We start from the raw sequence: 25,705 nt of genomic DNA, 5'->3' as shown, positions 1-25,705 counted from the left end.
GCATGAACACGAACGACGCCGACACGGGTGCCGATACGAACGCCGACAACGGCTCCGCGGGCGACGCGGGGGACGCCGGACGGAGGGACGACGCCGTGGGGGCGGACGGAGCCACGGAGGCAGCGGGCGCACGGGGCGCCGAGCACTCCGGGGGCGAGGGGTACTCCGGAGGACCGGGGGACGGTGGACAGGGGGACGCGCAGAGCGTCGGCGACGACCACCCGACCGAGCCGCTGCCGTGGTGGATGGTGCGGCCGGAGGCGCAGGGCGACGTGACGGAGCCGCTCCCGGAGGCGCAGGGCGACGTGACCGAGCCGCTTCCGGCGGTCGCAGCCGGCGGAGCGGGCGCCGCGCGGGGCACGCCCACGGCAGCGGCCCCCGCCGGGAACGCTGCCCCCGCAGCGGAGACCGCAGCGCCGACCGCGACCGGGCCGGGGAGGGCGGTCACGGACGCGATGAAGTCGGCCGGCCAACCCCGCGGATCGTTCGTGCGCCGGCATGCGCTCGGGCTCTCCCTGGCGGCCGCGGCGCTCGCGATCATCGCGGTCGCCGGCGGGACGGCGTGGGGCGTGTCGGCGGCGGTCAGCGGCTCGGACGCCGCGGCCCCCGCAGCGATGAGCACGGCCGCCCACGCCAAGAAGGGCACGGGCGCGGCAAAGCAGAAGCACACCCGCGCGGCGGTCGGCACCGTCACGGCCATCTCCGGCGGCACCTGGACGATCCGGTCCGCGGCCGGCGCGACCGTCACCGTGACCGTCGGCTCCTCGACCGCCTTCGGCACCGCGAAGCAGCCGGCAACCGCCTCCTCGTTCGCCGTCGGCGACCGCATCGGCGTGATCGGGACCCGCAGCGGCGACACGGTCACCGCCACCCGCATCGTTCACCTCGCGGCGGGGAAGCGCGGCGGCGGCTCCACCTCGACGGCGACAGCCGGCCCGAACGCGTGAACCGTTCTGTCGGTAACGCGGGCCCCTGATCCGCCGCTCGTCGGCGGCTCAGGCTCCCGACGTCGGGCGCCCACGCCTCCCCGCCGGAGCGCTCACCCGCAGAGCGAGACGCCCGCGGAGGTCAGGATCACCGAGCGGTTCTGCTCGGCGAGGGCGTCGGAGTAGGAGCCGGAGGCGTCCGTCTCGCTCTGCCAGCCGCACCACTGGAAGCCCACGCCGGCCGTCGCCAGCTTCGCCTCCGGGACGCCGAGGGCCACGAGTGCCGCCTTCACCGCGTTCGCGCGCCGCAACGACAGCGCTGTGTCGGCGGTGTTGTTCGTGGCCTGGTCCTTGGACGCCGTGCCGGTGATCGTGATGACGCCGCTGCTCTGCTCGATCGACGGCGCCAGCGTGGACAGGAGCTGCTGGGCGGCGGAGGGGTCCGAGAACGTCGCGGTGTCCTTGACGAAGTGGAGGTCGCTGTTGCGGATGACGACCGGGTGCGACCAGTCCGTCTTGGTCGCCACGGCCTCCACCGGCACGGGAGTGACGGCCGGCAGCCCCGCCGCGGCCGGGCCCGAGGCCGGCTCGGGGAGCAGCGAGAGCGTTCCTCCGGCGGCCTTCACGACCGCGGTCCAGATGGCGGCCAGGTTGCTGCGCGCCGGTACGGTCAGCGGCTGCTGGGCGCCCGCGGTGTCCCCGAGGCCGGACCAGTAGACCGTGACGCCCTTGAGGTCCGTCGGGAGCAGGTTCCGCGAGCGCAGGTCGGAGACCACCTGGGCCGGATCGGCGTAGAGCAGGCCGCTGCCGGCGAAGTTCAGCGGGTCGGCGGTCTGCAGGCCGCTGCCGATGACCAGGACGCCCATCGGGTGGTCGCCCAGGTCGCGGGCGGCCTGGCCGATCGCCCCGAGGAAGTCCACCTCCGGGGTCGCGGCCTTGAGCCCGGCCAGGTAGGCGCCGATCTGGGTGAGCTTGGTGCGCTGGTCGTTCTGGCAGACGATCGCGTCCTGCGCGGTCGAGCCGAGCGACGTCGTGCCCATCGTCTGCGGCGTCCCCGACGGGACGACGACCGTCACGCTGCCGTTGGTGGCCCCGACCGCCTTCAGCTGGGCGGTCGCGCTGGCGGGCACGGTGATCGCCGGGGCGTTCGCCGTGCTGCCGGCCACGACGCCGAGGTTCCGCTTGTTCGACTGGTCGCAGGCCTGGCCGGCGGCCGTCGCCGAGGTGCAGGCGGCGAGGCCGGCCCCGGCGGCGAGCACGGCAGCAACCGCGACCGCGGTGCGGAGCGACCGGGCACGGGGACGCCGGACGCTCACGCCACGAGCGGCCCTCATCGGTCGTACTCCGTCGCCGGCGGCCAGGTCGGCGCGGGCTCCTGCGACGGCAGCGGGCCGCGGTACGCCGGTGCGTCCGGGACCGCGCCTGCTCCGGTGCCGTCGACGAGCTGGGCTTCGGCGGACATCGGTGCGTCGAACGAGGTCGGCGCGCCGGACTCGATCGACTCGGCAGGTGACGCGGGTCCGACGGATGCCATGGGCATGCCCGGCGACATCGGCGCACCGGCCGACATCGGTGCCGCCGGTGCGGGCTCCGCCGCCTCCACGATCCTCCGGGCGCGGAGCTCGCGGATGAGCTGGCTGGTGCTCTCCGGGTCGCGCTCCCGCTGGGCCAGGCGCGTGGCGAGGCGGGCGCGGATGACGTCGACACGGGAGTGGAAGGTCACGCGGGCGCCGGTGTAGCGCACCGCGTCGTGCGCGTCGAGCTGTGCGGCGTGGCGGGCGGCCTCCTCCGCCTTCACGGCCTCGGCGAGCAGCCGGTCGCGATGCGTGCGCAGCTTCGCCACGTGGGCGTGCGCCTTCTCCCGCGCGGTCAGCAGCGGCCGCGTCGTGAGCCACGCCACCACGAAGCTGATCGTCCCCGACGTCGCCAGGACGCCCAGCATGAGGAACGCCATGATCGTGTCGGGGGCGGTCCAGGAGAACGCCGGGGTCGTCGTGGTGGTCCCGCCGCCGACCAGGCCGGTGAGGCCTCCCGCGCTGGCCGCGTCCATGCCGGCCTTGATCCGCGCGACCGTGATCGCACCCAGCAGCGCGCCCCAGACCAGCAGCAGCGCGACCGAGACGGCGATCCAGCCGCGGGACATCACCCGTGCCTGCACCCGGCGCAGCAGGATCGCCGCCACGTGCGGCAGCGACACGACGGCGAGCGAGATCCCCAGCGTGATGACGTACATCTGCAGGCCGATCGAGCCGTACTGGCTGTCGTTGCGCAGCAGCAGGGTGAGCGCCTGGGCGAGCAGGATGTAGTCGACGGCGAGCATGGCCAGCAGCAGCACGTAGACCAGGACGTGCGCCGCGGGCGACAGGTGGCCGACGCTCGGACGGACGCGCGGCGGCTTGGTGACGATGTCTCTCGGCATGCGGGTCCTCCTAGGCGTAATTGTGGAACTCGGGGTCGCCGCCGGCGAGCTTGGCGTCCAGGCGGGCGGCGTCGTCCTCGGCGCGGCGGATGTCCGCCTCTGTCCGCTCCAGCGAGTGCCGGACCAGCTCCAGCCGGGACTGCGCCTCGGCCAGCCGGGCCGAGCACTCGGCGACGTTGCGGGTGCGCTGGCGCTCCAGGTCGGCGACGCCCGCCCGCTCGAACGCGGCCAGCTCGTGCTCGAACACCTCGAGCGTCTCCACGTCGACGGCGTGCCGCATCCGGCGCAGCCGCCAGAGCAGCCGCCAGCGCAGCCCGGCGGTCGACGGCACACGGTATTCGGTGATCCGGTCACGATTGCGCATCGGTGCTCCTCGATTCGGTGGCCTGTGGTGCGGTGGCCTGTGGTGCGGTGGCCTGTGGTGCGGAAGACAATGCTGCGTCGCCGCCGTACGGCTGCGCCGACCCGGCGGGATGCCAGCGGTCGACCGACGTCTCCCGGCCGGCCAGCGAGTCCGCCCTCCGCAGCGCCGGAGCCCGCACCGGGACCGGCCGCGGCGACAGCGCCCGCAGGTAGGCGCCCCAGTAGACGGCGATCTTCTCGTCCGCCCGGTCGAAGTGCCGGGTGGCCCGCAGCCGCGCGGCGGTGAAGCGGGCGTGGATGCGGGCGCTCAGCTGCTCCGCCCTGGCGTTCCGGACGGCGATGCGGCGGCGCAGCCTGCGCAGCTCCTGGTACGCGACGCCCTCGCCCTCGGCGATGCGGGAGGCGTCGCGGTCCGCGGGCGGGAGGGCGTCGAGCCGGTCGTCGTAGGCGTCCAGGTCGGCGGAGAGCGCCTGCGCCAGCTCGCGCTGCTCGGCGAGGTCGCGGCGGGAGCGGGCGAGGAAGCGCTGCTCCTCCCGGTGGGCGTACGCGTTGGCGCGCGCCTGGAGGGCGGCCACCGTCGGTGTCGGTTCGCCGCCGGGGACGGGCTCGCCGTGCTGGTCGGCGGCGGTCGCGGCGTTCTGCGCGCGCATCGCCTCGGCGTCGCTGCGCGCCTGACGCTCCAGCCGGCGTCGGGTGAGCGGTCCGACTCTGAGCGGCTGCGCGCCGAGCAACGGGGTCCCCATAGCGGGGGAGCGTACGAAGCGTTGCTGAGCGCCGGCTACGCATCAGGTGACGAAGTGCCGTACGAGACCGAACCGTGACCTGTGCTCCGGCGATGCGGGACCGCGCCCGGACGCGGCCGGATGCCGGGACACGGCAGGATGGAGGCATGGAGACGGTGCTCGAACTGCGCGATGTGACCTTCCGGCGCGAGGGGCGCCACATCCTGGAGGACATCGGCTTCCGGGTCCGCGCGGGCGAGCACTGGGCGCTGCTCGGGCCGAACGGCGCGGGCAAGAGCACGGTCCTCGGCTTCTGCGGCGCCGTCGCGTTCCCCACCTCCGGCACCGTCGACGTGCTCGGCAGGCGGCTCGGCCGCGTCGAACTGCAGGAGCTCCGCCGGCACATCGGCCACGTGAACCCGCGGCACCCGGTGCGGTCGCCGCTCACGGTGACGGAGGTCGTCCTCACCGGGATCACCGGCACCCTGGAACCGCCGATGCGCTGGGAGCCGGCCGCGGCGGAGGTCGCCCGCGCCCGGGAGCTCATCGTCGCCATCGGGCTCGACGACCGCCGCGACGCCCGCTGGCCGACCCTCTCGCAGGGCGAGCGCGGCCGCGCGCTGATCGCCCGGGCGCTCGTCTCCGAACCGCACCTGCTGCTCCTGGACGAGCCGACCACCGGGCTGGACGTCGCGGCCCGCGAGCAGCTCCTGGAGACGATCGACGGACTCTCCGTCGCGGTCCCCGATCTCGCCAGCGTGCTCGTCACGCACCACCTGGAGGAGCTGCCGGAGACCACATCGCACGCCCTGCTGCTCTCGCACGGCCGAATCGTCGCGGCCGGCCCGATCGAGGAGGCCGTGACGACCGAGACGGTGACCGCCGCCTTCGAGCACCCGATCCGGGTGGAGCGCGCCGACGGCCGCTGGAGCGCGCGGGCCGTCCGGAGCGAGCGCAGCCCGGCGTGAGCGCAGCGCGTCCCGACCGCGTCGCGTGACCGCTCGGCGCAGGTCGTGATGCTCGCCGTCGCCCGGCGCTAGACTCGCTCGTCGTGCCCCCTCTCGCCTCCGCCGACGACGGTGTCCCGATCGCCTTCGAGGAGCACGGGACCGGCGTCCCGCTGCTCCTGATCGCCGGGCAGGCCACGGGGATGCACGGCTGGGGTCCGTTCGCGGACGCGCTGGCGGAGGATCATCGCGTCATCGTCTTCGACCATCGCGGCATCGGCGCCAGCGGCGCCGGCGACCCGGCCGGCTACAGCACGCGCCAGTTCGCCGACGACGCGCTGGCGGTCCTCGACGAGGCCGGCGTCGCCGCCGCGCACGTCGTCGGGCACTCGATGGGCGGGCGCGTCGCGCAGTGGCTGGCGGCCGAGCACCCGTCACGGGTCCGCAGGCTCGTGCTCATCGGCACGACCGCGAGCGACCGCGCGGGCGGCACGGCCGACCGGCGCGATCCGCGCGTGGTCGCGGACCTGCTGAGCGGCGACCGGGCGCGGATGCTGCCGCTGTTCTTCGACGCGGACTGGGCGGCCGCGCACCCGCAGGCCGTGACCGGCTTCTTCGACCGGGTCGCGTCGCGGGAGGCGCTGCGCGGGCACTTCGCCGCGAGCCGCGACCACGACGCCCGCGCGGCGCTGGGCCGGATCCGCGCGGAGACGCTGGTGATCCACGGACGGGAGGACGCGCTCACGCCCGTCGCCCACGCGCGGCTGCTCGCCGACGGGATCCCGCGGGCGCGGCTGCTGGAGCTGGACGCCCGGCACGGCCTGCACCTGGACACGCCGGAGGTCCTGGCCGCGGTGCGCGCCTTCCTCGCGCTCCGCTGAGGGTCGGGTGTGAGGTGTGACGAGCTGAGCATCTAGTATCGAATACGCAGCAGGGAGGCGTGCAAGACGAGGGGGACGAAGATGCCGAATGCCGGAACCCGGTTGCTCGTTGCGGAGGACGAGGCTCCTCTCGCGGATCTCTTGAGCAGAGGGCTCGCGAGCGAGGGCTATCACGTCGACGTCGTGCATGACGGCGCGAGCGCGCTGACGTTCCTCGAACAGGGCAACTACGACGTGCTGCTGCTCGACCGCGACCTGCCGATCCTTCACGGCGACATCGTGGCTCGATCGCTGCGGGACTCCGGGAGCTCCGTCCGCGTGCTGATGCTCACGGCGGCTGCCGAGAGTGCGGACCAGATCGCCGGCCTCGAGCTCGGCGCGGACGACTATCTCGCCAAGCCGTTCGACTATGACGTGCTGCTCGCCCGTCTCCGGGCCCTCACCCGTCGGCTCACCGGCCGGGAGGGCGGCTACCGACGCGGCGGACTCCGCCTCTCGCCGGGGGCGCATCTCGCCTGGTGCGACGAGCAGCCGGTGCATCTGCGGCCCAAGGAGTTCGCCGTGCTCGCCGAGCTCCTCCGTGCGAACGGCGACGCCGTCGGCCTGGTCGCACTGCTCGACGCGGGCTGGGGCTCCGACGTGGACGTGGACGAGGCGGTCGTGAAGACCGTCGTGCACTCGCTCCGCAAGAAGGTCGGTGCTTCGCGGATCGTGACGGTGCACGGCGTGGGCTACCGGATCGCCTGAGATGCGGAGACTCTGGCAGCGGTTGGGGTATCGTCGGCAGCTCGCCGTCACCACCGGCGGGATCGTGCTGGCGGGCGGCGCGATCCTGCTCATCACCCAGTACCTCGTGCTCCAGCGACTCCTCGCAGAGGCGGTGACCGAGCAGAACCGACAGGCCGAATCCTCGCGCAGCAGCGCCGGCCTCGAATCGGCCGAGGACCCACCGGCGTCCCCGCTCATCACGCACGGTCCGCGCTGGACCCAGGAGGATCCGGTCGTCTCGGAGGTTCTCGCGGGCATGCTGTGGTGGTCCGGGTTCATCCTGGCCCTCGCGACAGCCGTCGCGATCGTCGGCTCGAGGCTGGTGTCCAAGGCTCCGTTCAGACGGATCGCGTCGGTGACGAGCGCGACCAACGCGATCACCGAGCGCGACCTCTCGAAGCGGCTGCACCTGGACGGTCCGGACGATGAGATCACGCGGCTCGGTTCGGCGATCGACGCGATGGTGGAACGTCTCGAGGGAGCGTTCCTGCGGCAGGAGGCGTTCATCGCGAACGCGTCGCATGAGCTCCGCACGCCGCTCACCACCGCACGGGTGGCTCTGCAGCTCGCCATCCGCGAGCAGCGGGTGCCCGCCGACCTGCGACCCGACATCGACAGGATCTTCGCGGCCAACCGCCGGCTGGAGGAGCTTGTCGACGCGCTTCTCATCGTCGCCCAGGGACGCGCGCTCGCCGACCTGCCTCGCAGCCCTGTCGAGCTCGCTGCCCTGATCCGGCGTACGGTCGCCGACTGCGCGGACCCGGCCGCACGCCGGGAGCTGGCGGTGAGCTGCGAGCTCCCGTCCGCCCCTGTGACCGTCACCGGCAATCCGTCGCTCCTCCAGTCTCTGGTGGCGAACCTCGTCGGGAACGCGATCCGGCACAACGTCGATCGAGGCTTCGTGCGAATCCGCGTGTCCGCGGACCATGAACGCGTCGACCTCGTTGTGGAGAACTCCGGCCCCATCGAACTGACGGCCGAGCAGGTCGCCCACCTCAGCGAGCCGTTCCACCGCGGCGACCGCTCGCGACTGCGCCCCGACGACGGGGGCGACGCGGGAAGCGGACTCGGGCTGACCCTCGTGGAGAGCATCGCCACCCTGCACGGCGGCGCGGTCTCCCTCACAGCGCGGAGAGGCGGCGGGCTGACGGCGGCGGTCGCGCTGCCGACGAGCCCACGCCGGGCGCCCGAGGGCGAGGTAACAGCGAGGTGACATTTCGCGTTACCGGAGGGTGACCACCGTCCGGGCAGGCTGATCGTGGCATCGCGACCGCGGTGCGAAGAGGAGCCTTCCGGATGCACGACTCGACGCAGCAGGTCGAGCGCGGGACCGCAGACGTCGTCCCCGCAGCTCGCAGGAGGATCGACGCCGCGGTCGTGCTCGTGTGTGTCGCGGTCGCCGCCGTGGTGGGCGCCGTCGTCGCGTTCTCGCTGTACCGTCCGGTTCCCGCCTCCCTCGCGACCGCGGCGGCGCCGGTGACCGTTCCGCTCGTCCCCGAGCAATTGGCCGACACACGTTCGGTGAACCTGGCAGTGGAGCTCGGTGAGCCGGCGTCGTTGTCGGCCCCGCTGAGCGGGACCGTGACCGGATCCGCCTGCGCGCCCGGATCCGCCCTGGCGTCGGGACAGCGCACCTTCACGATCGACCAGAGCCCGATCGTGAACCTGCACACGGAGACCCCGCTGTGGCGGGACCTGTCCGTCGGAGCGAAGGGCGCAGACGTCGAAGCCCTCCAGCGCGAACTCGCCCGGCTGGGCCACGATGTCGCGGAGACCGGGCGCTTCGATCGGCGCACCTGGGCCGCCTGGGACCGGCTGGTCGAGCAGGCGGGCGGGGAGACCGAGTACGGAACGTTCGCGTTGTCCCAGGCCATGTGGCTGCCCGCGGCCGAAGTGACCGCCGCGGCGTGCCCCGTCCAGCTCGGTCAGGTCGTCGAGAGGGGCACTGCCGTGGCGACGCTCCCCAGTGCCCTGCTCTCCGGTGCGGTGAAGAGCTACCCCGCGGGTCTCGTGCCCGGAGCGCGCAAGCTCGTGGTCGACTCCACCGACGTCGAGATCGATCGGAACGGCCGGCTCACGGTCGACGGTGTTGCAGCGCTCTCGGCTACGGATGCTCTCGCGCGCTATGCGCAGTCTCCCGACGACGAAGCCCTGCAGGCCGAGCTCGTCCTGGTGGCGCCGGTGACGGTCTATCCGGTCCCGCCCTCGGCGGTCGCGATGACGGGGGAGAAGACAGGATGTCTCCAGCCGACCAGCGGCGCGCCCGTCCCGGTCACGGTCGTCTCCTCCAAGCTGGGGCGGTCCTACGTGACGTTCGAATCCGATTCCGGCCCGGTCGCCGATGAGGCCCTGGCCCGTCCGGAGCGGAGTCTGACATGCACGTGACGCTCCGCGAGCTCGGACACCGTTTCGGCTCGGGGTCGCCCCTCTTCGAGGGTGTCTCCGCGACGCTCGAACCCGGCCGGGTCTACGCGCTCACCGGACCGTCCGGGTCCGGGAAGTCGACGCTGCTGGGAATGCTCGCCGGCTGGATCACGCCGACGGCGGGCGAGGTCGTCCGCGAGGATGTCGAGCGAGTCGGCTGGGTCTTCCAGAACCCGCACGGCGTCGCACGACGCAGCGCACTCGATCATGTCGTGCTCCCGCTCATCGCGCGGGGATCGACGAGATCCGATGCCGAGACGTCGGCGCGCGCGCTGCTCGCCCGTTTCGGCCTCGGTCCCGCAGCGGATCGGCCGTTCCGTGCGTTGTCCGGCGGCGAGGCGCAGCGGCTGATGCTCGCCCGCGGCATCGCGACGGCGCCGGATCTGCTGCTCGTCGACGAGCCGACCGCGCAGCTCGATCAGCGCACGTCCGCCGTCGTGAGCGACACGCTGTCGAGAATCGCGACGGACGGCGTGATCATCGTCGTCGCGACCCACGATGCCCGCACCCGCGATGCGTGCACGGACCTCATCGATCTCGGGGCGCCGACATGACCGGCGCCGGTATGCGCTTCACGGAGGTGCGCAGGGAAGCCGCGCGGAACATCGCGACGGGCACCAGCCGCGCGGTCCTGCTCGCGGCCCTGATCGCCGTCGTCTCCGGGGTCCTCGCCGGCCTGGACGCGATCGCGATGAACGGCGTCATCACCCGGGCAGACGAATTCCGGGAGCGCGGCGCCTCCATCACGATCCTCACGGTCGAGGACGGGATCGACGGGCGGCTGTGCGACGCGCTCGCGAGCCAGCACGGGGTGCGTGCGGCCGGCGCGCTGAAGCCGGAGGCGACCCCGCTGAGCGTCGCGGGCGTCCCGGGGAACCCGCTCCCGTCCTTCACCGCATCGCCCGGGTTCTCGGCGATGCTCCCCGAATCGAGCGGCCGCGCCGCTTCCGGCCTCCTCCTGCCGAGAACGGTCGCCGAGACGCTCGGACTCCGGACGGGAGACCCGATCCACACCGCGGACGGGCCGACCCGGCTCGGCGGCACGTTCGAGTACCCCGACGACGGGCGCTCCCGCGGCCTCGGCTACGCCGCGATCGCGCCGACCAGCCCGGACACTCCGTTCGATCAGTGCTGGATGGACGCGTTCCCGGTGAGCCGGGCGACGACCGAACTGCTCTACACGACGATCGCGGCGAACTCCATCGTCGCGGACACCGCGCCGAAGCTCTCCCAGCACAACACGGTCCTCGGCGTGGCGATCGACCCCGCCGAGGCCTATCGGACCCGCACCGCTGTCGCGTTCTCGGCAGCCGGCCTGATCCTCGGCTCGTTCGCGGGATTCGTCGCGGTGTGGGCGCGCCGGCTCGAGATCGCGTCCGCGCTCCACTCCGGAGTCCGCAAGCGCGACCAAGCCGCGACGCTCCTGCTGGAGACCCTCGCGTGGTCCACGGCAGGCGCGGTCACCACGATCCCCGTGATCGCGGTCCTCACCTCGGGCTTGGCGGCTGCAGACCACCTTCCGGTGGTCTTGACCGCCTCATCGACTCCCGTCCTGACTGTCTCCGGGGCCGTCCTCGGGGCGCTGGTGGCGGCTCTCGCAATACGCGAACAACGTTTGTTCTCGTACTTCAAGGGCCGATGAACACCAGCACAGGCGGGGGCCGCCGCCCCATCGGCAGCGGGACACATCACCAGAAAGAGAAAGAGGAACAACGATGACTGCTACCACCATGAGCACGGGCCGGGTCTCGCGCCGGCTGCGCACCATGCTGCTCGCAGGAGTGCTCGCCACCGGCGGCCTTCTCGCGGCGCAGGTCGCCGCTGCGCCCGCGTCGAATGCCGCGGTCTGCGGCTCGTCGACGTTGAGCCCCGGCTACGCCTACGCGAACAACCCCTGCGGGTTTGCGCAGGCCGAGGTCGCCCGGGTCATCAACGGCCAGGGGAAGTACGTCAGCGGCACGGTCTACGGGACCTGGGTGTCCGTCAACTGGACGGCGGGGTCTCGCCTGTACGAGGCCGCCGCCCGCTGGTGAGCTCACTCGACCACTGACCCCACGGGGCGTGGGCGGCGCGTCGCGCGTCGTCCACGCCCCCCTTCTCCGAGAGCAGTTGACATGGCAAGACATTTCACCCGACGGTCCCTGGCCGGACTCGCGCTGGGGGCGGCACTCGTCGTGAGCGGGTGCTCCGCGGTCCCGGACGCGATGACCACGGCTCAGCCCGCTGTGTCGTCGGACGCCGCGCCGACACTGGACAGCCTGATCTCCGATGGTCTGCGTCAGGCGAAGTCCGAGTTCCAGAAGGAAGTGCTCACGAAAGCCCGCGAGACGGGCAGCATCAGTGAGGCGGACTGGAAGGAAGCGAACAACCGTTACAAGGCGTGCCTGGACGAGCAGGGGTACGCCGCCGACCTGCTCTACGACGGCAGCAAGGTCCTGATGGCCTTCGATGCCGATTCCAACGAATCGGAGGCGGCGAAGAAGACGCGCCAGGCCGCGGACCTCGCGTGCTATCAGAAGACCAGCGCGTTCATCAACGAGGTCTACGCGTACCTCAACGGCGGGTCGGACAGACCGGACGCCGACGCCGTTCAGCGCGCCGTGCTCGCGTGCCTCATCGATCGCAAGCTCGTGCCGGCGGACACCAGCTACGACCAGTTCCTGGCGGATCTCGAGCAGAACGAAGGCAAGCAGTTCGGCGCCCAGAGCGCTGCCGACGAAGAGGCCGTCACGAAGTGCTGGATCGAGAACACCTAGCGAACCGTACCGCCGCGCGGCACGGACGCGCCCTACCCGAACCGGCCGGAGTGGAGTGCCTCGACGAAGGTCTGGTAGTCCGCTTCGGCCTGGTTCGCGTAGGCCTCCGCCCACGCGGACACGGCCCGCACGAAGGTGGCCCCTGTGCCCATGTAGCCGGCGGCGAACGGCGCCTTCGGCGAGCGGGCGTGGGCACGGCCGAGCACGATCGCGCACGCCTGGGCGTACTCGCCGAACTGGACGCGGTTCATGTCGGCGATCTCGAACGAGGCGTTCCTGTTGCGGAACACGCGCATGTAGAAGCTGTAGTCCTCCACGTTGAGGTAGCCGAGGAACGGGTCGGACACCGCCTGCAGGATGCGCTGGCAGCCGACCACCCGATAGCCCTCGTGCTGCGCCGCCAGCTTCGCGTCGAGGTACCCGACCACGGGCGCGACGCCGCCGTACTGCTGGATCACCGACCGGCTGGCCTCCTTGAGCTGCAGGATCATCACGTCGCCGGTCGGGTCGCCGAGGGCGATGATGAAGCAGCGCGTGCCGACGCTGCCCACCCCGACCACGCGGCGGGCGACGTCGAGCACCGTGTACTGCGACAGCATCAGCGCGAGGTTCGTGGGGACCGTGTCGCGGTAGGCCGCGAAGACCGACTCGATCTGCGTGCGGATCTCCGGCTCCAGCCGGGTGAGGATCGGCGGGTTCTCGACGAACTGCAGGCTCCCGTCGCCGCCCTGCTCGAGGGTGCGCCGGGCGACGCGCTCGCTGGTGCGCTTGTCCGACTCCTTCAGGGTGCGCTTGATCATGCGCTCGCTGTCCGGGCTCAGGATCTGCCGGTCGACCAGGCTGGTCGGCCGGAAGTACCGGCTGTACAGCGTCTGCTGGAGGGCGTTCCGCAGCGAGTTGCGGTACATCGCCGCCGCCGCGAGCACGATCGACTGCAGGTCCGGTCCCGTCATCCCGAGGGAGCGGCCGGCCAGCACCACGCTGGCGAGCAGGCGCTTGACATCCCACTCCCACGGCCCGACCGAGGACTCGTCGAAGTCGTTGATGTCGAACACCATCGCGCGCTCGGGGGAGCGGTAGATGCCGAAGTTGCTGAGGTGCGCGTCGCCGCAGATGACGACCTCCGCGCCCGAGGTCGGCCCGTGGCGCATGTCGGCCGCCTGGATGGCCGCGCTGCCGCGGTAGAACGCGAACGGGTCGGTGCCCATCCGCTGCATGCGCAGCTGGACGAGCCAGGGGAGACGGGACTCGTTCTGCTCGAGCAGGATCCCGAGCGGGTCGCGGTCCGGCGGCGGCGTGTACTCGGCCTGGGAGGTCCGCGGCGTCTGGGAGCGCGCCGCGCGCCCTGCCTCGTAGAGCTCGGCTTCGGTGAGCGGGGTCGCGATGGTCGTCATGACGCACCTCCTGGGGTGGCGCTCATGCTAGCTCGGCGCGGTCCCGTCGGGTAGATCGCCGTTAGGGTGGACGCCGTGGACAGGAGCGACTGGATCGAGCACCGCAGGCACGACGGCGAGCGCGTCGGCTGGATCCGGCCGGACGGCGACCTGTTCGTCCCGGTCGATCTGCTGGGCCGCGACCTGAGCGGTCCGGTCGGCTGGCTGGAGGCCGAGGAGGCGCTGGAGAGCGCGGGCATCGGCTACCTCGCCGAGCTGTACGAGCTGCGGCGGCCGGACGGCTCCTGGCTGCGCGTGCGGCTGGCGGAGGTGTCGCCCGACCGCATCGTGGCGAAGAAGGACGACTTCGGCGCCGTGGGCGCGCCGCAGCTGTACTACGCGCTGCCGTTCCCGGCGCCCGACGACCTGCGCGTGCTCCGGCGCTGATCGGACGCCCACTGCGGCGGGGCCGGCCGCGCGGCGGGTCTGGTGCGCCGCGAGCGCCCCGGGCTACCATCGGGCAGATTTCCCGGAAGGGGCTGTCATGGCGGGACGGTGGGGCGCGGTCACGGTGCTGGCCTCTGCGCAGTTCGTCATGACGCTCGACAGCACCGTCATGAACGTCTCGATCTCGACGGTCGTCAAGGACCTGCACACGACCATCTCGGCCATGCAGGCCTGCATCACCTTCTACACGCTCACCATGGCCGCCTTCATGCTGCTCGGCGCGAAGCTGGGCGACGTCTGGGGCCGCCGCCGGGCCCTCGTCATCGGCTCGATCGTCTACGCCGTCGGCTCCGGCACGACGGCGCTGGCGCCGAACATCGTGGTGCTGTTCCTCGGCTGGTCGGTGATCGAGGGGCTGGGCGCCGTGCTGGTCATCCCGGCGATCGCCGCGCTCATCGCGAACAACTACTCGGGCCACGCGCGAGTCACCGCGTTCGCCACGATCGGGGCCGCCTCCGGCGTGGCCGTCGCCGTGGGGCCTCTGATCGGCGGCTTCCTCACCACCTACGCGAGCTGGCGGTACGTGTTCGCGGGTGAGGTCGTGATCATGGCGATCGTCCTGCTGTTCCGCACCGTGGTGTCCGACACCGGCGAGCGCGCGCACATCCGCATCGACGTCCTCTCGGTGCTGCTGTCGGCCGCCGCCCTGGTGCTCATCGTCTACGGCCTGCTGCAGACCAAGACCTGGGGCTGGATCCTGCCGACGCAGCAGGACATCAAGATCCTCGGCATCTCGCCCGTCCCGTTCATCGTCGGGCTCGGCGCGGTGCTGCTCTGGCTGTTCTTCCTGCGGCAGCGCCGGCTGATCCGGCTGGGCAGGCCGCCGCTGCTGAACACCGCGATCCTGCGGCTCCGGCAGCTGCGCGCCGGCGTCGGCAGCCTGGGCATCCAGTACACGGTGACGGCCGGCCTGTTCTTCATCGTGCCGATCTTCCTGCAGCTCTCGCTCGGGCTGGACGCGCTGGCGACCGGCCTGCGGATCTTCCCGCTGTCGGTCGCGCTCGTGCTGTTCTCCATCCTGGGCACAGCGCTCGCCCGGCGGCTGTCGCCCAAGCTGATCGCCCGGATCGGCCAGTTCGGGCTGGTGCTGTCCAGCCTGGTGCTGCTCGGCTCCGTCGACACCACGCTCTCCAACTGGGTCTTCGGTTCCGGGATGTTCCTGGCCGGCGCCGCCCTCGGCCTGCTGGCCTCCCAGCTCGGCAACGTTACGATGTCGGCGGTCGGGGAGGACGAGCTCAGCGAGGCCGGCGGCGTCCAGGGCGTCTACCAGAACCTCGGCTCGTCGCTCGGGACCGCCTTGATCGGCTCGGTGATGATCGCCTCGCTCACCACCCTGTTCAGCGGCGGCGTCGCGGCGAGCACCCTGCCGGACTCCGTGCAGCAGCAGATCGCCGCGCAGACGCAGGGCGGCGTCGCCGTCGTTCCGGTGGCGGAGGTGCCGAAGATCGCGACCGACGCCGGCCTCTCGCAGGACCAGGCGAACGAGCTGTCCACGATCTACAGCACGTCCCAGCTCGACGCGCTGCGGCTGTCGTTCGCGGCGCTCGCGATGGTCTCGCTCGGCGCGGTGTTCTTCTCCCGCAACCTGCCGTCGAGCGTGCTGGGCAAGCCGGAGGTCGCGGAGACGGAGGACGCCGAGGAGGACGCACCCTCCGCCTGACAGGTCTGGTGCCGCGCTCGCGCGCGGAGCTAGCATGCGGCCGTCGGCGCCCGGCGGCGCGGCACGAGGGGAGGAGATCGGCATGGAGGCGTTTCCCGACATCGCGGACCACGGTCTGATCGGCGACCTCCAGACGGTGGCGCTGGTCTCCACGGCCGGCTCGATCGACTGGTTCTGCGCGCCCCGCTTCGACTCGCCGACGATGTTCGCGTCGCTGCTCGACCGCGAGAAGGGCGGCTACTTCCGCATCCACGCGCTCGCCGACGACGCGCGGATCCGGCAGATGTACTTCCCGCAGACCGCGGTGCTGATCACCCGGTTCATGTCGTCGAAGGGCGTCGGGGAGGTCATCGACTTCATGCCCGTCGCCGACGAGCCCACCATCGCCACAGCGCGGCGCGTCATCGTGCGGGCGGTGCGCGTGGTGCGCGGCGAGCTGACCTTCCGGCTGGAGTGCCGGCCGCGGTTCGACTACGGCCGCAGCGTGCACACGACGACGGCCTCCGAGAACGGCGTGCTGTTCGCCGACGACACGACCAGCGCGGCCCTGCACGGGGTACCGGCGGACTCGGTGGCCGACGGCGACGTCGACCTGGAGTTCGCGCTCGCCGCGGGCGAGCTGCGGATCTTCGCGTTCGAGACCGAGCCGCGCGGCGAGCCCCGCGACATCGGCCGGGCGCGCGGCAACCGGCTGTTCCGCGAGACCGTCGCCTTCTGGCGGGACTGGATCGGCCGTAGTACCTACTCCGGCCGCTGGCGGGAGGATGTGGAGCGCTCGGCGATGGTGCTGAAACTCCTGCAGTACGCGCCGAGCGGAGCCTTGGTCGCCGCCCCGACCGCGGCGCTGCCCGAGCAGCTGGGCGGCGTCCGCAACTGGGACTACCGCTACACCTGGATCCGCGACGCGTCCTTCTCGGTCTACTCGTTGCTCGCGCTCGGCTACGAGGAGGAGGCCGTCGCGTTCGCGCTCTGGACGGCCGACCGGGTGTCCGAGCAGGTCGGCGAGAGCTCCGGGCCGCTGAAGATCATGTACCGGATCGACGGCTCCTCAGACCTGGAGGAGCTCACCCTCGACCACTTCGAGGGATACGCGGGCTCGACGCCGGTGCACATCGGCAACGGCGCCGCCGACCAGCTCCAGCTCGACATCTACGGCGAGGCGCTGGACGCGCTGTCCATCGCCGAGGACCACCATCCGATCGGTCACCCGGGCTGGATGAAGCTGGTCGGCATCCTGGACTGGCTGGCCGACAACTGGGACCAGCCGGACGAGGGCGTGTGGGAGACCCGCGGCGGCCGCAAGGACTTCACCTACGGGCGGATCATGTGCTGGGTCGCCTTCGACCGCGCCATCACGATCGCCAGGGAGCGGAGCAGGCCCGCGCCGCTGGAGCGCTGGATCACGACCCGCGACGCGATCTACGAGCAGGTCTTCACGAAGTGCTGGAACCCGGAGCGGAAGGCGTTCACCCAGCACCCCGGCACGGACGTCGTGGACGCGATCACCCTGCTGATGCCGCTGGTGGGGATGATTTCGCCGCAGGACCCGATGTGGCTCTCGACGCTGGACGCGATCGGTGAGGAGCTCGTCACCGACAGCCTGGTCTACCGCTACAATCCGTCGGCGTCGCCGGACGGCCTCCCGGGCGAGGAGGGCACCTTCTCGCTGTGCTCGTTCTTCTACGTGTGCGCGCTGACCGACGCCGGGAGGCTGGACGAGGCGCGGTACGCGTTCGAGAAGATGCTCACCTACGGAAACCACGTCGGCCTGTTCGCCGAGGAGATTGACCCGGCCGGCCTGCAGCTCGGCAACTTCCCGCAGGCGTTCACCCACCTCGCGCTCATCCGGGCGGCCATCGCGCTCGACACCGCCCTGACCGCGCAGAACAGCACGAACCGGAAGGCCGCGCGATGATCCCGCTCACCATCGGCACCACCGTCGGCGCGCCGGAGCGTCCCGCCGTCATCGACGGGTCGCGCTTCAACCGGCACACGTTCTGGTGCGGCCAGAGCGGGTCGGGGAAGACCTACGCGCTCGGCGTCGTGCTGGAGCAGCTGCTGCTGCAGACCGAGCTCCCGGTGGCGGTGCTCGACCCGAACGCCGACTTCGTCCGGGTGTCGCGCACCCGCGAGGACGCGTCGCCCCAGGAGCGCGATCGGTTCGCCTCCTTCGACATCCGGGTCTTCCACTCCAGCACCCGCGCCGAGCCGCAGCTGCACGCCCGCTACGTCGACCTCAGCGTGCGCTCGCAGGCCGCCGTGGGCAGGCTGGATCCGATCGCCGACGAGGAGGAGTACAACGCCCTCCTGCACCTCGACAAGTCGCAGGCGCAGCACTTCGACAAGCAGCGCTTCCTGGAGGCGCTCGCCTCCTCGCACGACCCGGCGCGACGGCGCCTGGGGATGCGGATCGACAACCTGGAGATCCTGGACTGGCCGCTCTGGTCGTTCGGGCGCTCCTCGGTCGTCGACGCGATCGACGAGCGGCCGCGCGTCACCGTGCTCGACGTGGGCGGCTTCGCGCACCAGGCCGAGCCGCAGGCGGCGGCGCTGTGCGTGCTGGAGCACCTGTGGGAGAAGCGGATGGAGCGCACCCCGCTCCTGATCGTGATGGACGAGGCGCACAACTTCTGCCCGCCCGTGCCGCGGAACAGCGTGGAGGCGCAGCTCACCGAGCAGCTCATCCAGATCGCCGCCGAGGGCCGCAAGTTCGGGCTGTGGCTGTTCCTCTCCACGCAGCGGCCGACCAAGATCCACCCCAACGTGCTGTCCCAGTGCGACAACCTCGGGCTGATGCGGATGAACTCGCCGCGCGACCTGGACGAGATCGGCGACGTGTTCGGGTTCGTGCCGCAGAGCGTGCTGGAGCAGTCGCCGACGTTCCGCAAAGGCGAGGCGCTGTTCGCCGGCGCGTTCTCGGACGAGCCGCAGCTCGTCCGGGTCGGCCGGCGCATCACGGTGGAGGGCGGGAGCGATCTCTCGGTCGAGCCCAGCGCGGTCGAGGTCGGATAGGCGCGGTCGAGGTCGGAGAGCGCGGTCGAAGATCGACACGCGCGGCGATCGGATGGAGGAGGCGGTATGAGCCAGGCACCGGATTCGCAGCAGGCGCCCGGTCCGCGGCAGGAGCGGACGCAGGAGGACGCGGTGGCGGCGCGCGGCATCATGGCGGACGTCGTCCACGGCCGGCTTATGCACGTCCCGGTGAGCCTGGAGCAGTCGATCGAGGACTTCCACGACTCGTCGCAGGAGTGGCGGCGCCTGTTCTCCGAGCTGCTCGGCACGTTCTTCCTGGTGCTCGTCGCGGCGGGCGGCGGCATGATGGGGCAGGCGTTCCCGAACACGATCTCCCGCACGGCCGCGGTGACCGCGCCCGCGCTGATGGTGTTCGCGATCATCCTGTTCATGGGCAAGGTGTCCGGCGCGCACCTCAACCCGGCGGTGAGCGTCGCGTTCGCGCTGCGCGGGGACTTCCCGTGGTCCCGGGTGCCCGGCTACATCCTCGTCCAGCTGGCCGGGGCCTCCCTGGCCGCGTGGTTCCTGGAGGGGGTCACCCACGTGTCGGCGCACTACGGCTCGAACTACCCGGCGACCGGGTTCACGTCGTGGGACGCCCTGCTGATGGAGACCGTGCTCACGTTCGGGCTGGTGAGCGTCATCCTGGGCACGGCGTCCGGCGCCCAGAACCTCGGCATCATCGGCGCCTTCGGCGTCGGCGCCTACATCGCGCTGGCCGGGCTGTGGGGCAGCCCGATCTCGGGGGCGTCGATGAACCCGGCCCGCACGTTCGGGCCCGACCTGGTGAGCGGGCACTGGGACGCGTACTGGGTGTACATCGTCGGGCCGCTCGCCGGCGCGGTGATCGCGGTCGGCGCGGCGTTCCTGCTGCGCGGCCGCGGCGGCGGGGTGGCGGGGTCGGAGGCGGCGCAGGGCGGGCTCATGACCCAGGCGCGCTTCCCCGAGCAGGAGTGAGGGCCGGTCGCCGCCGGGTTCGATCGCTCGCCGGGTCTGACGTCGTGCCGGGTCTGACGTGGCGCGCGGCGGCGGACCATGATGTCCTCATGGACTCGATGGACCTCAATCCGCCCGAGGCGCCCGCCGGCAGCGTCCGGGTGCAGCGAGCGCTCTGGCGGCACTGGGGGACCCCGGCGGGGATCTACGGCACCATCGTCTACGCGAGCGTGGTGGCGGCGAGCTCCGGCGGAGCCGCCAGCCAGGGGGACGCCCTGCACGTCCTGGTCTTCAGCCTGGTCAGCATCGTGGTCTTCTGGCTGGCCCACGTCTACTCCACCGCCCTCGGCTTCCACGCCGACGACGAGAGCGTCCGCGCCCGCATCGTCGACTCGCTCCGGCACGCCCTGTTCGAGTCGAGCGGCATGCTGGAGGCGGCGGTCGTTCCGAGCATCCCGCTGCTGCTGGCGGCCCTGGGCGTCCTCTCGGCCCAGACCGGCGTGCTGGTGTCGCTCTGGCTGACGGTGCTGCTGCTCGCGCTGCTCGGCTACCTGGTGTTCCTCATCCGCGGGAGGTCCGTGTGGATCTGCCTGACCGGCGCGGTGGTGACGGGGCTGTTCGGGGTCGTGGTGATCCTGCTGAAGGTCACGCTGCAGCACTGAGGCCCGAGCCCTCAGAAGCTCCCGATCCCCTTCCCGATCAGCACGACCCCGATCACCAGCAGCAGTACCGCCATCACGGTCGCGTTGTTGCGGACGAGCCAGTCGCGGAGCGCGTCGAGCGGGCCGCGCATCCGGTCGGCGGCGACCAGGTAGCCGATCACCGGGATCGCGACCGAGCTCGCTGCGACGAGCACGAAGATCAGGATGACCACCGTCGCGGAGCCCGCGGAGAGCCCGGCCGTTCCGATGGCCACGCCGGCGCCCGCGGCCAGCAGGAGGTTCTTCGGGTTCACCGCCGCCAGGATGAACGCGAGCACGAAACCGCGGCCGGCCGTCATCGAGTCGATCGCGCTCATCCACTTCGGGAGGGCCGCCGTCTCGCCCGGCGCCGGGCGTGAGCGCCACTGCCGCAGGGCGAGGAGGAGCAGCCCGAGGCCGAGCAGGATCTTGATGACGCCGGCGATCGGCTTCGCGGCGTTCGGGTCGGCGGCGGGGAGCAGCCCGGAGAGCAGCGTGAAGACCACCACCGCCACGACGATGCCCAGCACCCAGCCGATCAGGAACCCGACGCTCGTCCCTCTCGCCTTCGGCGAGAGCAGCATCAGGATCGCCGCGATGATCGGTATCGGGCTGATCGCGATGCCCAGCGCCAGTGGGAGGGTGTCCCCGATCGCACTCCCCATTGCGGTCTCCTCACCTCGTGGTTACGTCGTCCCTGTCGTTCCGTCCGCACCGCCCGCGCCGGCCGGCGGCTGCGGGCCGCCCGCGCCGCCGGAACGCGCGATCGCCTTCGCCTCCCGGCGCTCGGCCTTCGCGGCGTCGGACTCCTCCTTCATGAGGTCCTTGGTCTCCCGTAGGTCGCCGATCGCGGCGCGCCAGATGCGGGCGCGCGGGTCCGAGTCGACCAGGATCGCCCGGGCGAGCAGGGTCAGCGGGATGGCGAGGATCGCGCCGATCGCGCCCAGCACCACGGCCCAGAGCAGCACCGAGAAGAAGGTCAGCGTCTGGCTGAGCGCCACGGCGTTGCCGACCACCTTAGGCTGCACGACCGACTGCACGACCGCGTTGACGATCCCGTAGATGACGATGATCGCGATGACCGTGCCCCAGCCGCCGATCAGGTAGCCGAACACCAGCGGAGGCACGAGGGCCAGGAAGTAGCCGACGTTGGGGATGAAGCTGCACAGGAACGACAGGATCGCCCAGAGCAGCGCGGCCGGCACCCCCAGGATCCACAGGGCGATGCCGTTGATGACGCCCTGCACGATGCCGAGCAGCGTCGTGACGACCATGTAGCGGCGGACGCTGTGCGCGAAGCCGGTCATCGCGTAGACCAGGTTCGGCTTGGTCGGCTCCAGCTGGCGCAGCAGCGTCGGCGTGTAGGCGGCGTCGGCGGGCATCAGGATGAGCATGGTCAGCACGATCACGCCGAAGGTGATGAGACCGAACGCGCCGCCGAGCAGACCGCTGAAGAAGTTCAGGAGCTTGGTCGGGTCGAAGCCCTGGGTCACAACCTTGAGATCCTGCGGGCTGATGCCGATGCTCGACAGCCAGTTCGCGAACTGCTGCCCGAGCTGCTGGAACTGCGCCTTGTACTGCGGCAGCATCCCGACGAACTGGGCCATCGCGATGATCAGGAGGGCGACGAAGCCGGCCAGCAGCGCGAACGTCGTCAGAGCCACGGCGCCGGTCGCGACCCCGCTCGGCGTGCCGTGGCGCTCCAGCCAGACCCGCACGGGCTGGGCGCAGATCACCAGGACGAGGGCGAGCAGCGACGGCGCGAGGATGCCCGCGATCGCGTGGAACCCGAACAGGATGACGATCCCGCTCGCCAGGCCGAGCAGGATCCGGACGCTGCGGCCGTTCGCGGTCTCGGCCGCCTGGTCGGTGTCCGGGCCTTCCGGCGGTTGTGCTTCCGGTCGGCGAGTGCGCCGCCGGAACGGCCAGATCCCGCTAGCGGCGGCCATGATCGTTCCCCGCGATCGGTGTCTGGAGCGCCATGATGGCCTCCCGGTTGGTGTCGAAGAAGCGCACCCCGTCGAGGAGCCCGAGATGCTGGAGGCGGTCGCGGATGCCTGGGCGCACCCGCGTGAGGGACAGATCGGCGCCGTGGGCGGTCAGGAAGGACTGCACGGTCTCCCACGACTCGGCGCCGGTCACGTCGACGTCAGTGACGGCCTCCAGGTCGAGCACGACGTGCGCGGCGCCGGTGTCGCGGACGGCTCGCTCGACGGCCTTCTCGAAGGAGGTCGCGTTGGCGAAGAACAGCGGAGCGGCCAGCCGGACGACGACCACTCCCGGCACGGTCGGCTCTCCGGCGGACGCAGCCTCCAGGAGCGAGTGCTGCGGGTCGCCGTCGGCGGCGAGGGTGTCGATCGGCGGGTTCGCCGCGCGCCGGGTGACGTTGACGACCGCGAGGACGAAGGCGATCACGATACCGGCGATCGGCCCCACGAACAGGGCGCCGAGGAAGCAGGCGGCGCCGATCGCGAACTCGAACCGGTCGAGCCGCCAGAGCCGGATGAAGTCGGGGATGCCGAGCAGCGGCACGACCGCGACGGCGACGATGGTGCCGATGGCGGGCGAAGGGATGTCCTGCAGCAGGGCGGTGCCGAAGATCAGCAGCAGCAGGGTGCCGAGCGCGGTCACCAGCGACGGCAGCTGCGTGCGCGAGCCGGACTGGTCCATCGCGGCGGTGCGGGAGGTCGAGGATCCGACCGTGAAGCCGCCGCTGACGCCCGCGGCGATGTTCGCGGCGCCGAACGCGAAAAGGTCGCGGTCGGGACGCGTCGGGTAGTTCCGCTTCTCGCCGTAGGAGCGGGAGACGAGGAGGCCCTCGCCCATGGTGACGACGGTGAGAGCGATGGCGGAGGGGATGAGGGCGAGCCATTGGCCCCACTCGATGACCGGCCAGGTGAACGTCGGAGGCCCGGCCTCCACGGGTCCGAGCACGGCGACGCCGTCCCGCTCCGCGCCGGTGAGCAGGACCACGACGGTGGCCACGATGAGGACGAGGAGCGCCCACGGCACCGCGCCGGCGAGCCGGCGGCCGACCAGGAGCACGACGAGCGAGCCGAGCGAGATGAGCACGGACCAGACGTTGAGGGTCGGCAGCCCCGTGATGAGCCCGCCGACCTTCGCCACGAACTCGCCGCCCGAGTCGATCTTCACGCCCAGCATCTTGGCGACCTGGGACACCAGGATGTCGAGGGCGAGACCGCCGACGAAGCCCACCAGGATCGGCTTGGAGAGGAAGTTGGCGAGGAATCCGAGCTTGAAGAAGGAGCACAGCAGGAAGAGCACGCCGCAGATCAGGGCCTGCGCGAGGGCCAGCGTCACGTAGTCGCGGTGGCCGGCGACCGCGAGGCCGCCGAGGGACGACGCCACCAGGGCGGCGGCCGCGGCGTCCGGCGACGCGACCAGCTGGCGCGACGAGACGGTGAGCGCGTAGACGACGGCGGGGACCACCAGGGCGTAAAGCCCGGCGGTCGGCGGCAGGCCGGCGATCTGCGCGTAGCCGATGTTCAGCGGGATGGCGATCGCGAGCAGAGTGACGCCGGCGAGCACCTCGCGCACGGCGTTCCTGGCGGTGAGGCCCGCGAGCGGCCGGATGCGGGTATGGGACGGCGCCGGAGCCCTGCGGGACTCCGGCGCCGTCGCGGTCGGGTCGGTCACGTCGGTCACCGATCCCGTGGACTCACGCCGTGGGCGCTGCCGGCGGCGGGGTCGGCGTGGATGGCGCGGCCGGCGCCGCGTGGGCTCCGGCGCCCTGGTGGCCGAGGGCGACGCTCTTGAGGTGGTCGAACTCGGCGGGGGTGATGGTCCCGGCGTCCAGGAGGGCCTTGGCCTTGGCGATCTCGTCCGCGGGGCTCGCGGTCGCGACCTGGCGGATGTACGCGTCGGTGCTCTGCTGCACCTGGCGCGCCTCCTTCTGGCTGCGCTCCGCCATCCCCGGCCCGCGAGCGATGAGGTACACGAGCGCGGTGAGGAACGGCACGAAGATCAGGAAGATGATCCACAGGGCCTTCCACCACCCGTTGAGCTTGTGGTCGCGGAACAGGTCGCTGATGATCGCGAACAGCGCGAACAGGTAGGCGATGAAAGCGAAGCTCCAGAAGAACAGCCAGATGATGTTCCAGAAGTTGTTCCAGAAATCCATGTCGTTTTACCTTTCCCCCTGGCTCTCGTCCGAGCCTGGATGTGGGCTGAGAGTAACGCGGCGGGGGTCCGTGCGTCTAGAGGCCGATGGGGTGGGCTGAAGGTAGCCGATCGCAGAGCTCGCCATCCCGGTGAGCTCCGCCGTCACCGCCGAAGCGGTGGAGGCGGCCGCCCTGCTCACCCGCTTCGACGCCGAGTTCGGGCTGTCCGTGCTCCCGTTCGCGTCGATCCTGCTCCGGAGCGAGTCCGCGTCGTCCTCGCAGATCGAGAACCTGACCAGCGGTGCCCGGGCGATCGCGGAGACCGAGCTCGGCGAGCGCGACACCGGAAACGCCCCGCTGATCGTGCGCAACGTCCACGCCATGCAGGCGGCGCTGGAGCTCTCCGACGCCCTCGACGGCTCGGGCATCATCGCGACGCACGCGGCGCTCGTGGAGGATCACGCCCCCGAGCTGACCGGAGGGTATCGCCGCGAGCAGGTGTGGATCGGCGGCTCCGGCGTGAGCCCGCACGGCGCGGCCTTCGTCCCTCCCCATCACGAACGCGTGCCCGCGGCGATGGCCGACCTCGTCGCGTTCACCGGGCGCTGGGACATTCCAGCGCTGCTTCACGCGGCGATCGCGCACGCGCAGTTCGAGACCATCCACCCGATCCCCGACGGAAACGGCCGCACCGGTCGCGCCATCGTCCAGGCCATGCTGCGGCGCTCGCGGACCACTGCGACGGTCGTCGTGCCGGTGTCGGCCGGCCTCCTCCACGACGTAGACGGCTACTACGACGCGCTCACCGCCTACCGCGCCGGCGACCTCGACCCGATCGTCCGTGCGTTCACCGAGGCGGCGGGGTTCGCGGTGCGCGCCGGACGCGACCTCGCAGCGGCGATCGACGAGCTCCGCTCGCGCTGGGAGGAGATGCTGACCGGCCTTCGCTCCGACAGCTCTGCGCGCCGCGTAGCCGCCCTCGCCCTCGAGCAGCCCGTGCTCAACGTCGCCGTCGTGGAGGCCAGGCTCGGGCTCTCGGCGCCGGGAACGTACCGCGCGTTCGAGGCCCTCGTGGATCGCGGTGTCCTCCGTCCCGCGAACTCGCGCAAGCGCAACCGGCTCTGGATCGCGGACGACATGATCCAGGCGCTCGACGCGTTCGCCGACCGCGCGGCTCGTCGCTCCTCGTTTTAGCTAACTGGTCTAGACA

At 71.8% G+C, this 25,705-nt stretch carries 26 protein-coding genes; 17 read left to right on the top strand and 9 right to left on the bottom strand.

Annotated elements, in window-relative coordinates:
* The first annotated feature begins 2 nt into the window (after positions 1-2).
* Positions 3-947: a DUF5666 domain-containing protein gene (locus tag HNR13_RS15615; RefSeq protein ID WP_179607233.1), complete on the top strand. Its 945-nt coding sequence runs from the start codon at positions 3-5 to the stop codon at positions 945-947.
* A gap of 92 nt (positions 948-1,039) precedes the next feature.
* Here HNR13_RS15615 and HNR13_RS15610 read toward each other — a convergent pair whose 3' ends face one another.
* The 4 genes from HNR13_RS15610 to HNR13_RS15595 are packed head-to-tail and all read right to left on the bottom strand — an operon-like array spanning position 1,040 to position 4,451.
* On the bottom strand, positions 1,040-2,260 hold the full coding sequence (locus HNR13_RS15610) for an OmpA family protein (RefSeq protein WP_179607230.1): 1,221 nt from the start codon (positions 2,258-2,260) through the stop codon (positions 1,040-1,042).
* Positions 2,257-3,345, bottom strand: coding sequence for a hypothetical protein (locus HNR13_RS15605; protein WP_246312785.1), 1,089 nt, complete (start codon positions 3,343-3,345; stop codon positions 2,257-2,259). Before HNR13_RS15605 ends, HNR13_RS15610 begins: the two co-directional genes overlap by 4 nt.
* Positions 3,346-3,355: 10 nt before the next feature.
* Positions 3,356-3,709 (bottom strand): hypothetical protein, encoded by a 354-nt coding sequence (locus tag HNR13_RS15600; RefSeq protein WP_179607228.1) that lies wholly within the window; start codon positions 3,707-3,709, stop codon positions 3,356-3,358.
* Positions 3,696-4,451: a hypothetical protein gene (locus tag HNR13_RS15595; protein ID WP_179607227.1), complete on the bottom strand. Its 756-nt coding sequence runs from the start codon at positions 4,449-4,451 to the stop codon at positions 3,696-3,698. The genes HNR13_RS15600 and HNR13_RS15595 overlap by 14 nt, the downstream gene beginning before the upstream one ends.
* Positions 4,452-4,597: 146 nt before the next feature.
* Between HNR13_RS15595 and HNR13_RS15590 the strand changes: the two genes are divergently transcribed.
* The 9 genes from HNR13_RS15590 (at position 4,598) to HNR13_RS15550 (ending at position 12,206) form a co-directional block, all read left to right on the top strand.
* The gene (locus HNR13_RS15590) at positions 4,598-5,398 is read left to right on the top strand and encodes an ABC transporter ATP-binding protein (protein WP_179607225.1); all 801 of its coding nucleotides are present in this window, start codon (positions 4,598-4,600) and stop codon (positions 5,396-5,398) included.
* 83 nt (positions 5,399-5,481) lie between these two features.
* A complete protein-coding gene (locus HNR13_RS15585; RefSeq protein ID WP_179607223.1) occupies positions 5,482-6,258 on the top strand; it encodes an alpha/beta fold hydrolase in 777 nt (258 codons plus the stop codon).
* An 81-nt stretch (positions 6,259-6,339) separates the two neighbouring features.
* Positions 6,340-7,005: a response regulator transcription factor gene (locus HNR13_RS15580; protein WP_179607221.1), complete on the top strand. Its 666-nt coding sequence runs from the start codon at positions 6,340-6,342 to the stop codon at positions 7,003-7,005.
* Between the two features lies 1 nt (position 7,006).
* Entirely contained in the window at positions 7,007-8,239 is a 1,233-nt protein-coding gene (locus HNR13_RS15575; protein WP_179607219.1) for a sensor histidine kinase, read from the top strand.
* Positions 8,240-8,322: 83 nt separating this feature from the next.
* Positions 8,323-9,411, top strand: a complete 1,089-nt coding sequence (locus tag HNR13_RS15570; protein WP_179607217.1) for a peptidoglycan-binding domain-containing protein — start codon at positions 8,323-8,325, stop codon at positions 9,409-9,411.
* Positions 9,402-10,004 carry an ABC transporter ATP-binding protein gene (locus HNR13_RS15565; RefSeq protein WP_179607215.1) on the top strand — a complete coding sequence of 201 codons (603 nt, stop codon included), beginning with the start codon at positions 9,402-9,404 and terminating at the stop codon, positions 10,002-10,004. Before HNR13_RS15570 ends, HNR13_RS15565 begins: the two co-directional genes overlap by 10 nt.
* A complete protein-coding gene (locus tag HNR13_RS15560; RefSeq protein ID WP_179607213.1) occupies positions 10,001-11,092 on the top strand; it encodes a hypothetical protein in 1,092 nt (363 codons plus the stop codon). The genes HNR13_RS15565 and HNR13_RS15560 overlap by 4 nt, the downstream gene beginning before the upstream one ends.
* A 73-nt stretch (positions 11,093-11,165) precedes the next feature.
* Positions 11,166-11,483: a hypothetical protein gene (locus HNR13_RS15555; RefSeq protein WP_179607211.1), complete on the top strand. Its 318-nt coding sequence runs from the start codon at positions 11,166-11,168 to the stop codon at positions 11,481-11,483.
* 171 nt (positions 11,484-11,654) lie between these two features.
* A complete protein-coding gene (locus HNR13_RS15550; RefSeq protein WP_179607209.1) occupies positions 11,655-12,206 on the top strand; it encodes a hypothetical protein in 552 nt (183 codons plus the stop codon).
* A gap of 32 nt (positions 12,207-12,238) precedes the next feature.
* Here HNR13_RS15550 and HNR13_RS15545 read toward each other — a convergent pair whose 3' ends face one another.
* Complete coding sequence (locus tag HNR13_RS15545; protein WP_179607207.1) at positions 12,239-13,600, bottom strand: DUF2252 domain-containing protein; 1,362 nt, start codon at positions 13,598-13,600, stop codon at positions 12,239-12,241.
* Between the two features lie 75 nt (positions 13,601-13,675).
* On the opposite strand from HNR13_RS15545, the gene HNR13_RS15540 reads away from it, so the two are divergent.
* The 6 genes from HNR13_RS15540 (at position 13,676) to HNR13_RS15515 (ending at position 20,356) form a co-directional block, all read left to right on the top strand.
* A complete protein-coding gene (locus tag HNR13_RS15540; protein WP_179607205.1) occupies positions 13,676-14,026 on the top strand; it encodes a hypothetical protein in 351 nt (116 codons plus the stop codon).
* 97 nt (positions 14,027-14,123) lie between these two features.
* The gene (locus tag HNR13_RS15535) at positions 14,124-15,746 is read left to right on the top strand and encodes an MFS transporter (protein WP_179607203.1); all 1,623 of its coding nucleotides are present in this window, start codon (positions 14,124-14,126) and stop codon (positions 15,744-15,746) included.
* Between the two features lie 82 nt (positions 15,747-15,828).
* Complete coding sequence (locus HNR13_RS15530; protein WP_179607201.1) at positions 15,829-17,661, top strand: glycoside hydrolase family 15 protein; 1,833 nt, start codon at positions 15,829-15,831, stop codon at positions 17,659-17,661.
* Positions 17,658-18,758, top strand: a complete 1,101-nt coding sequence (locus HNR13_RS15525; protein ID WP_179607199.1) for an ATP-binding protein — start codon at positions 17,658-17,660, stop codon at positions 18,756-18,758. Before HNR13_RS15530 ends, HNR13_RS15525 begins: the two co-directional genes overlap by 4 nt.
* A gap of 66 nt (positions 18,759-18,824) precedes the next feature.
* Positions 18,825-19,715: an MIP/aquaporin family protein gene (locus HNR13_RS15520; protein WP_246312784.1), complete on the top strand. Its 891-nt coding sequence runs from the start codon at positions 18,825-18,827 to the stop codon at positions 19,713-19,715.
* Between the two features lie 89 nt (positions 19,716-19,804).
* Entirely contained in the window at positions 19,805-20,356 is a 552-nt protein-coding gene (locus HNR13_RS15515; protein WP_179607197.1) for a hypothetical protein, read from the top strand.
* A gap of 11 nt (positions 20,357-20,367) precedes the next feature.
* On the opposite strand, the gene HNR13_RS15510 is transcribed toward HNR13_RS15515, so the two are convergent.
* The 4 genes from HNR13_RS15510 to HNR13_RS15495 are packed head-to-tail and all read right to left on the bottom strand — an operon-like array spanning position 20,368 to position 24,515.
* A complete protein-coding gene (locus HNR13_RS15510; RefSeq protein ID WP_179607195.1) occupies positions 20,368-21,039 on the bottom strand; it encodes a GAP family protein in 672 nt (223 codons plus the stop codon).
* A gap of 21 nt (positions 21,040-21,060) precedes the next feature.
* Entirely contained in the window at positions 21,061-22,323 is a 1,263-nt protein-coding gene (locus tag HNR13_RS15505) for an AI-2E family transporter (protein ID WP_179607193.1), read from the bottom strand.
* Entirely contained in the window at positions 22,310-24,040 is a 1,731-nt protein-coding gene (locus tag HNR13_RS22060) for a SulP family inorganic anion transporter (protein ID WP_343063580.1), read from the bottom strand. The genes HNR13_RS15505 and HNR13_RS22060 overlap by 14 nt, the downstream gene beginning before the upstream one ends.
* 13 nt (positions 24,041-24,053) lie before the next feature.
* Positions 24,054-24,515, bottom strand: a complete 462-nt coding sequence (locus tag HNR13_RS15495) for an SHOCT domain-containing protein (RefSeq protein WP_179607192.1) — start codon at positions 24,513-24,515, stop codon at positions 24,054-24,056.
* Positions 24,516-24,645: 130 nt separating this feature from the next.
* On the opposite strand from HNR13_RS15495, the gene HNR13_RS15490 reads away from it, so the two are divergent.
* Positions 24,646-25,689, top strand: coding sequence for a Fic family protein (locus HNR13_RS15490; RefSeq protein WP_218881241.1), 1,044 nt, complete (start codon positions 24,646-24,648; stop codon positions 25,687-25,689).
* Positions 25,690-25,705: the final 16 nt, after the last annotated feature.

The sequence above is a fragment of the Leifsonia shinshuensis genome (assembly GCF_013410375.1).
GTDB classification, from domain to species: Bacteria; Actinomycetota; Actinomycetes; order Actinomycetales; family Microbacteriaceae; genus Leifsonia; species Leifsonia shinshuensis.
The sequence above is the reverse complement of the archived record's forward strand: the minus strand, read 5'-3'. Positions and strand labels throughout refer to the sequence as shown.

Excerpts from the sequence above, each read along its gene's own strand:
- HNR13_RS15615 (WP_179607233.1), top strand. The coding sequence starts at position 3 with ATGAACACGAACGACGCCGACACGGGTGCCGATACGAACGCCGACAAC.
- HNR13_RS15610 (WP_179607230.1), bottom strand. The coding sequence starts at position 2,260 with ATGAGGGCCGCTCGTGGCGTGAGCGTCCGGCGTCCCCGTGCCCGGTCG.
- HNR13_RS15605 (WP_246312785.1), bottom strand. The coding sequence starts at position 3,345 with ATGCCGAGAGACATCGTCACCAAGCCGCCGCGCGTCCGTCCGAGCGTC.
- HNR13_RS15600 (WP_179607228.1), bottom strand. The coding sequence starts at position 3,709 with ATGCGCAATCGTGACCGGATCACCGAATACCGTGTGCCGTCGACCGCC.
- HNR13_RS15595 (WP_179607227.1), bottom strand. The coding sequence starts at position 4,451 with ATGGGGACCCCGTTGCTCGGCGCGCAGCCGCTCAGAGTCGGACCGCTC.
- HNR13_RS15590 (WP_179607225.1), top strand. The coding sequence starts at position 4,598 with ATGGAGACGGTGCTCGAACTGCGCGATGTGACCTTCCGGCGCGAGGGG.
- HNR13_RS15580 (WP_179607221.1), top strand. The coding sequence starts at position 6,340 with ATGCCGAATGCCGGAACCCGGTTGCTCGTTGCGGAGGACGAGGCTCCT.
- HNR13_RS15575 (WP_179607219.1), top strand. The coding sequence starts at position 7,007 with ATGCGGAGACTCTGGCAGCGGTTGGGGTATCGTCGGCAGCTCGCCGTC.
- HNR13_RS15570 (WP_179607217.1), top strand. The coding sequence starts at position 8,323 with ATGCACGACTCGACGCAGCAGGTCGAGCGCGGGACCGCAGACGTCGTC.
- HNR13_RS15565 (WP_179607215.1), top strand. The coding sequence starts at position 9,402 with ATGCACGTGACGCTCCGCGAGCTCGGACACCGTTTCGGCTCGGGGTCG.
- HNR13_RS15560 (WP_179607213.1), top strand. The coding sequence starts at position 10,001 with ATGACCGGCGCCGGTATGCGCTTCACGGAGGTGCGCAGGGAAGCCGCG.
- HNR13_RS15555 (WP_179607211.1), top strand. The coding sequence starts at position 11,166 with ATGACTGCTACCACCATGAGCACGGGCCGGGTCTCGCGCCGGCTGCGC.
- HNR13_RS15550 (WP_179607209.1), top strand. The coding sequence starts at position 11,655 with ATGACCACGGCTCAGCCCGCTGTGTCGTCGGACGCCGCGCCGACACTG.
- HNR13_RS15545 (WP_179607207.1), bottom strand. The coding sequence starts at position 13,600 with ATGACGACCATCGCGACCCCGCTCACCGAAGCCGAGCTCTACGAGGCA.
- HNR13_RS15535 (WP_179607203.1), top strand. The coding sequence starts at position 14,124 with ATGGCGGGACGGTGGGGCGCGGTCACGGTGCTGGCCTCTGCGCAGTTC.
- HNR13_RS15530 (WP_179607201.1), top strand. The coding sequence starts at position 15,829 with ATGGAGGCGTTTCCCGACATCGCGGACCACGGTCTGATCGGCGACCTC.
- HNR13_RS15525 (WP_179607199.1), top strand. The coding sequence starts at position 17,658 with ATGATCCCGCTCACCATCGGCACCACCGTCGGCGCGCCGGAGCGTCCC.
- HNR13_RS15520 (WP_246312784.1), top strand. The coding sequence starts at position 18,825 with ATGAGCCAGGCACCGGATTCGCAGCAGGCGCCCGGTCCGCGGCAGGAG.
- HNR13_RS15515 (WP_179607197.1), top strand. The coding sequence starts at position 19,805 with ATGGACTCGATGGACCTCAATCCGCCCGAGGCGCCCGCCGGCAGCGTC.
- HNR13_RS15510 (WP_179607195.1), bottom strand. The coding sequence starts at position 21,039 with ATGGGGAGTGCGATCGGGGACACCCTCCCACTGGCGCTGGGCATCGCG.
- HNR13_RS15505 (WP_179607193.1), bottom strand. The coding sequence starts at position 22,323 with ATGGCCGCCGCTAGCGGGATCTGGCCGTTCCGGCGGCGCACTCGCCGA.
- HNR13_RS15495 (WP_179607192.1), bottom strand. The coding sequence starts at position 24,515 with ATGGATTTCTGGAACAACTTCTGGAACATCATCTGGCTGTTCTTCTGG.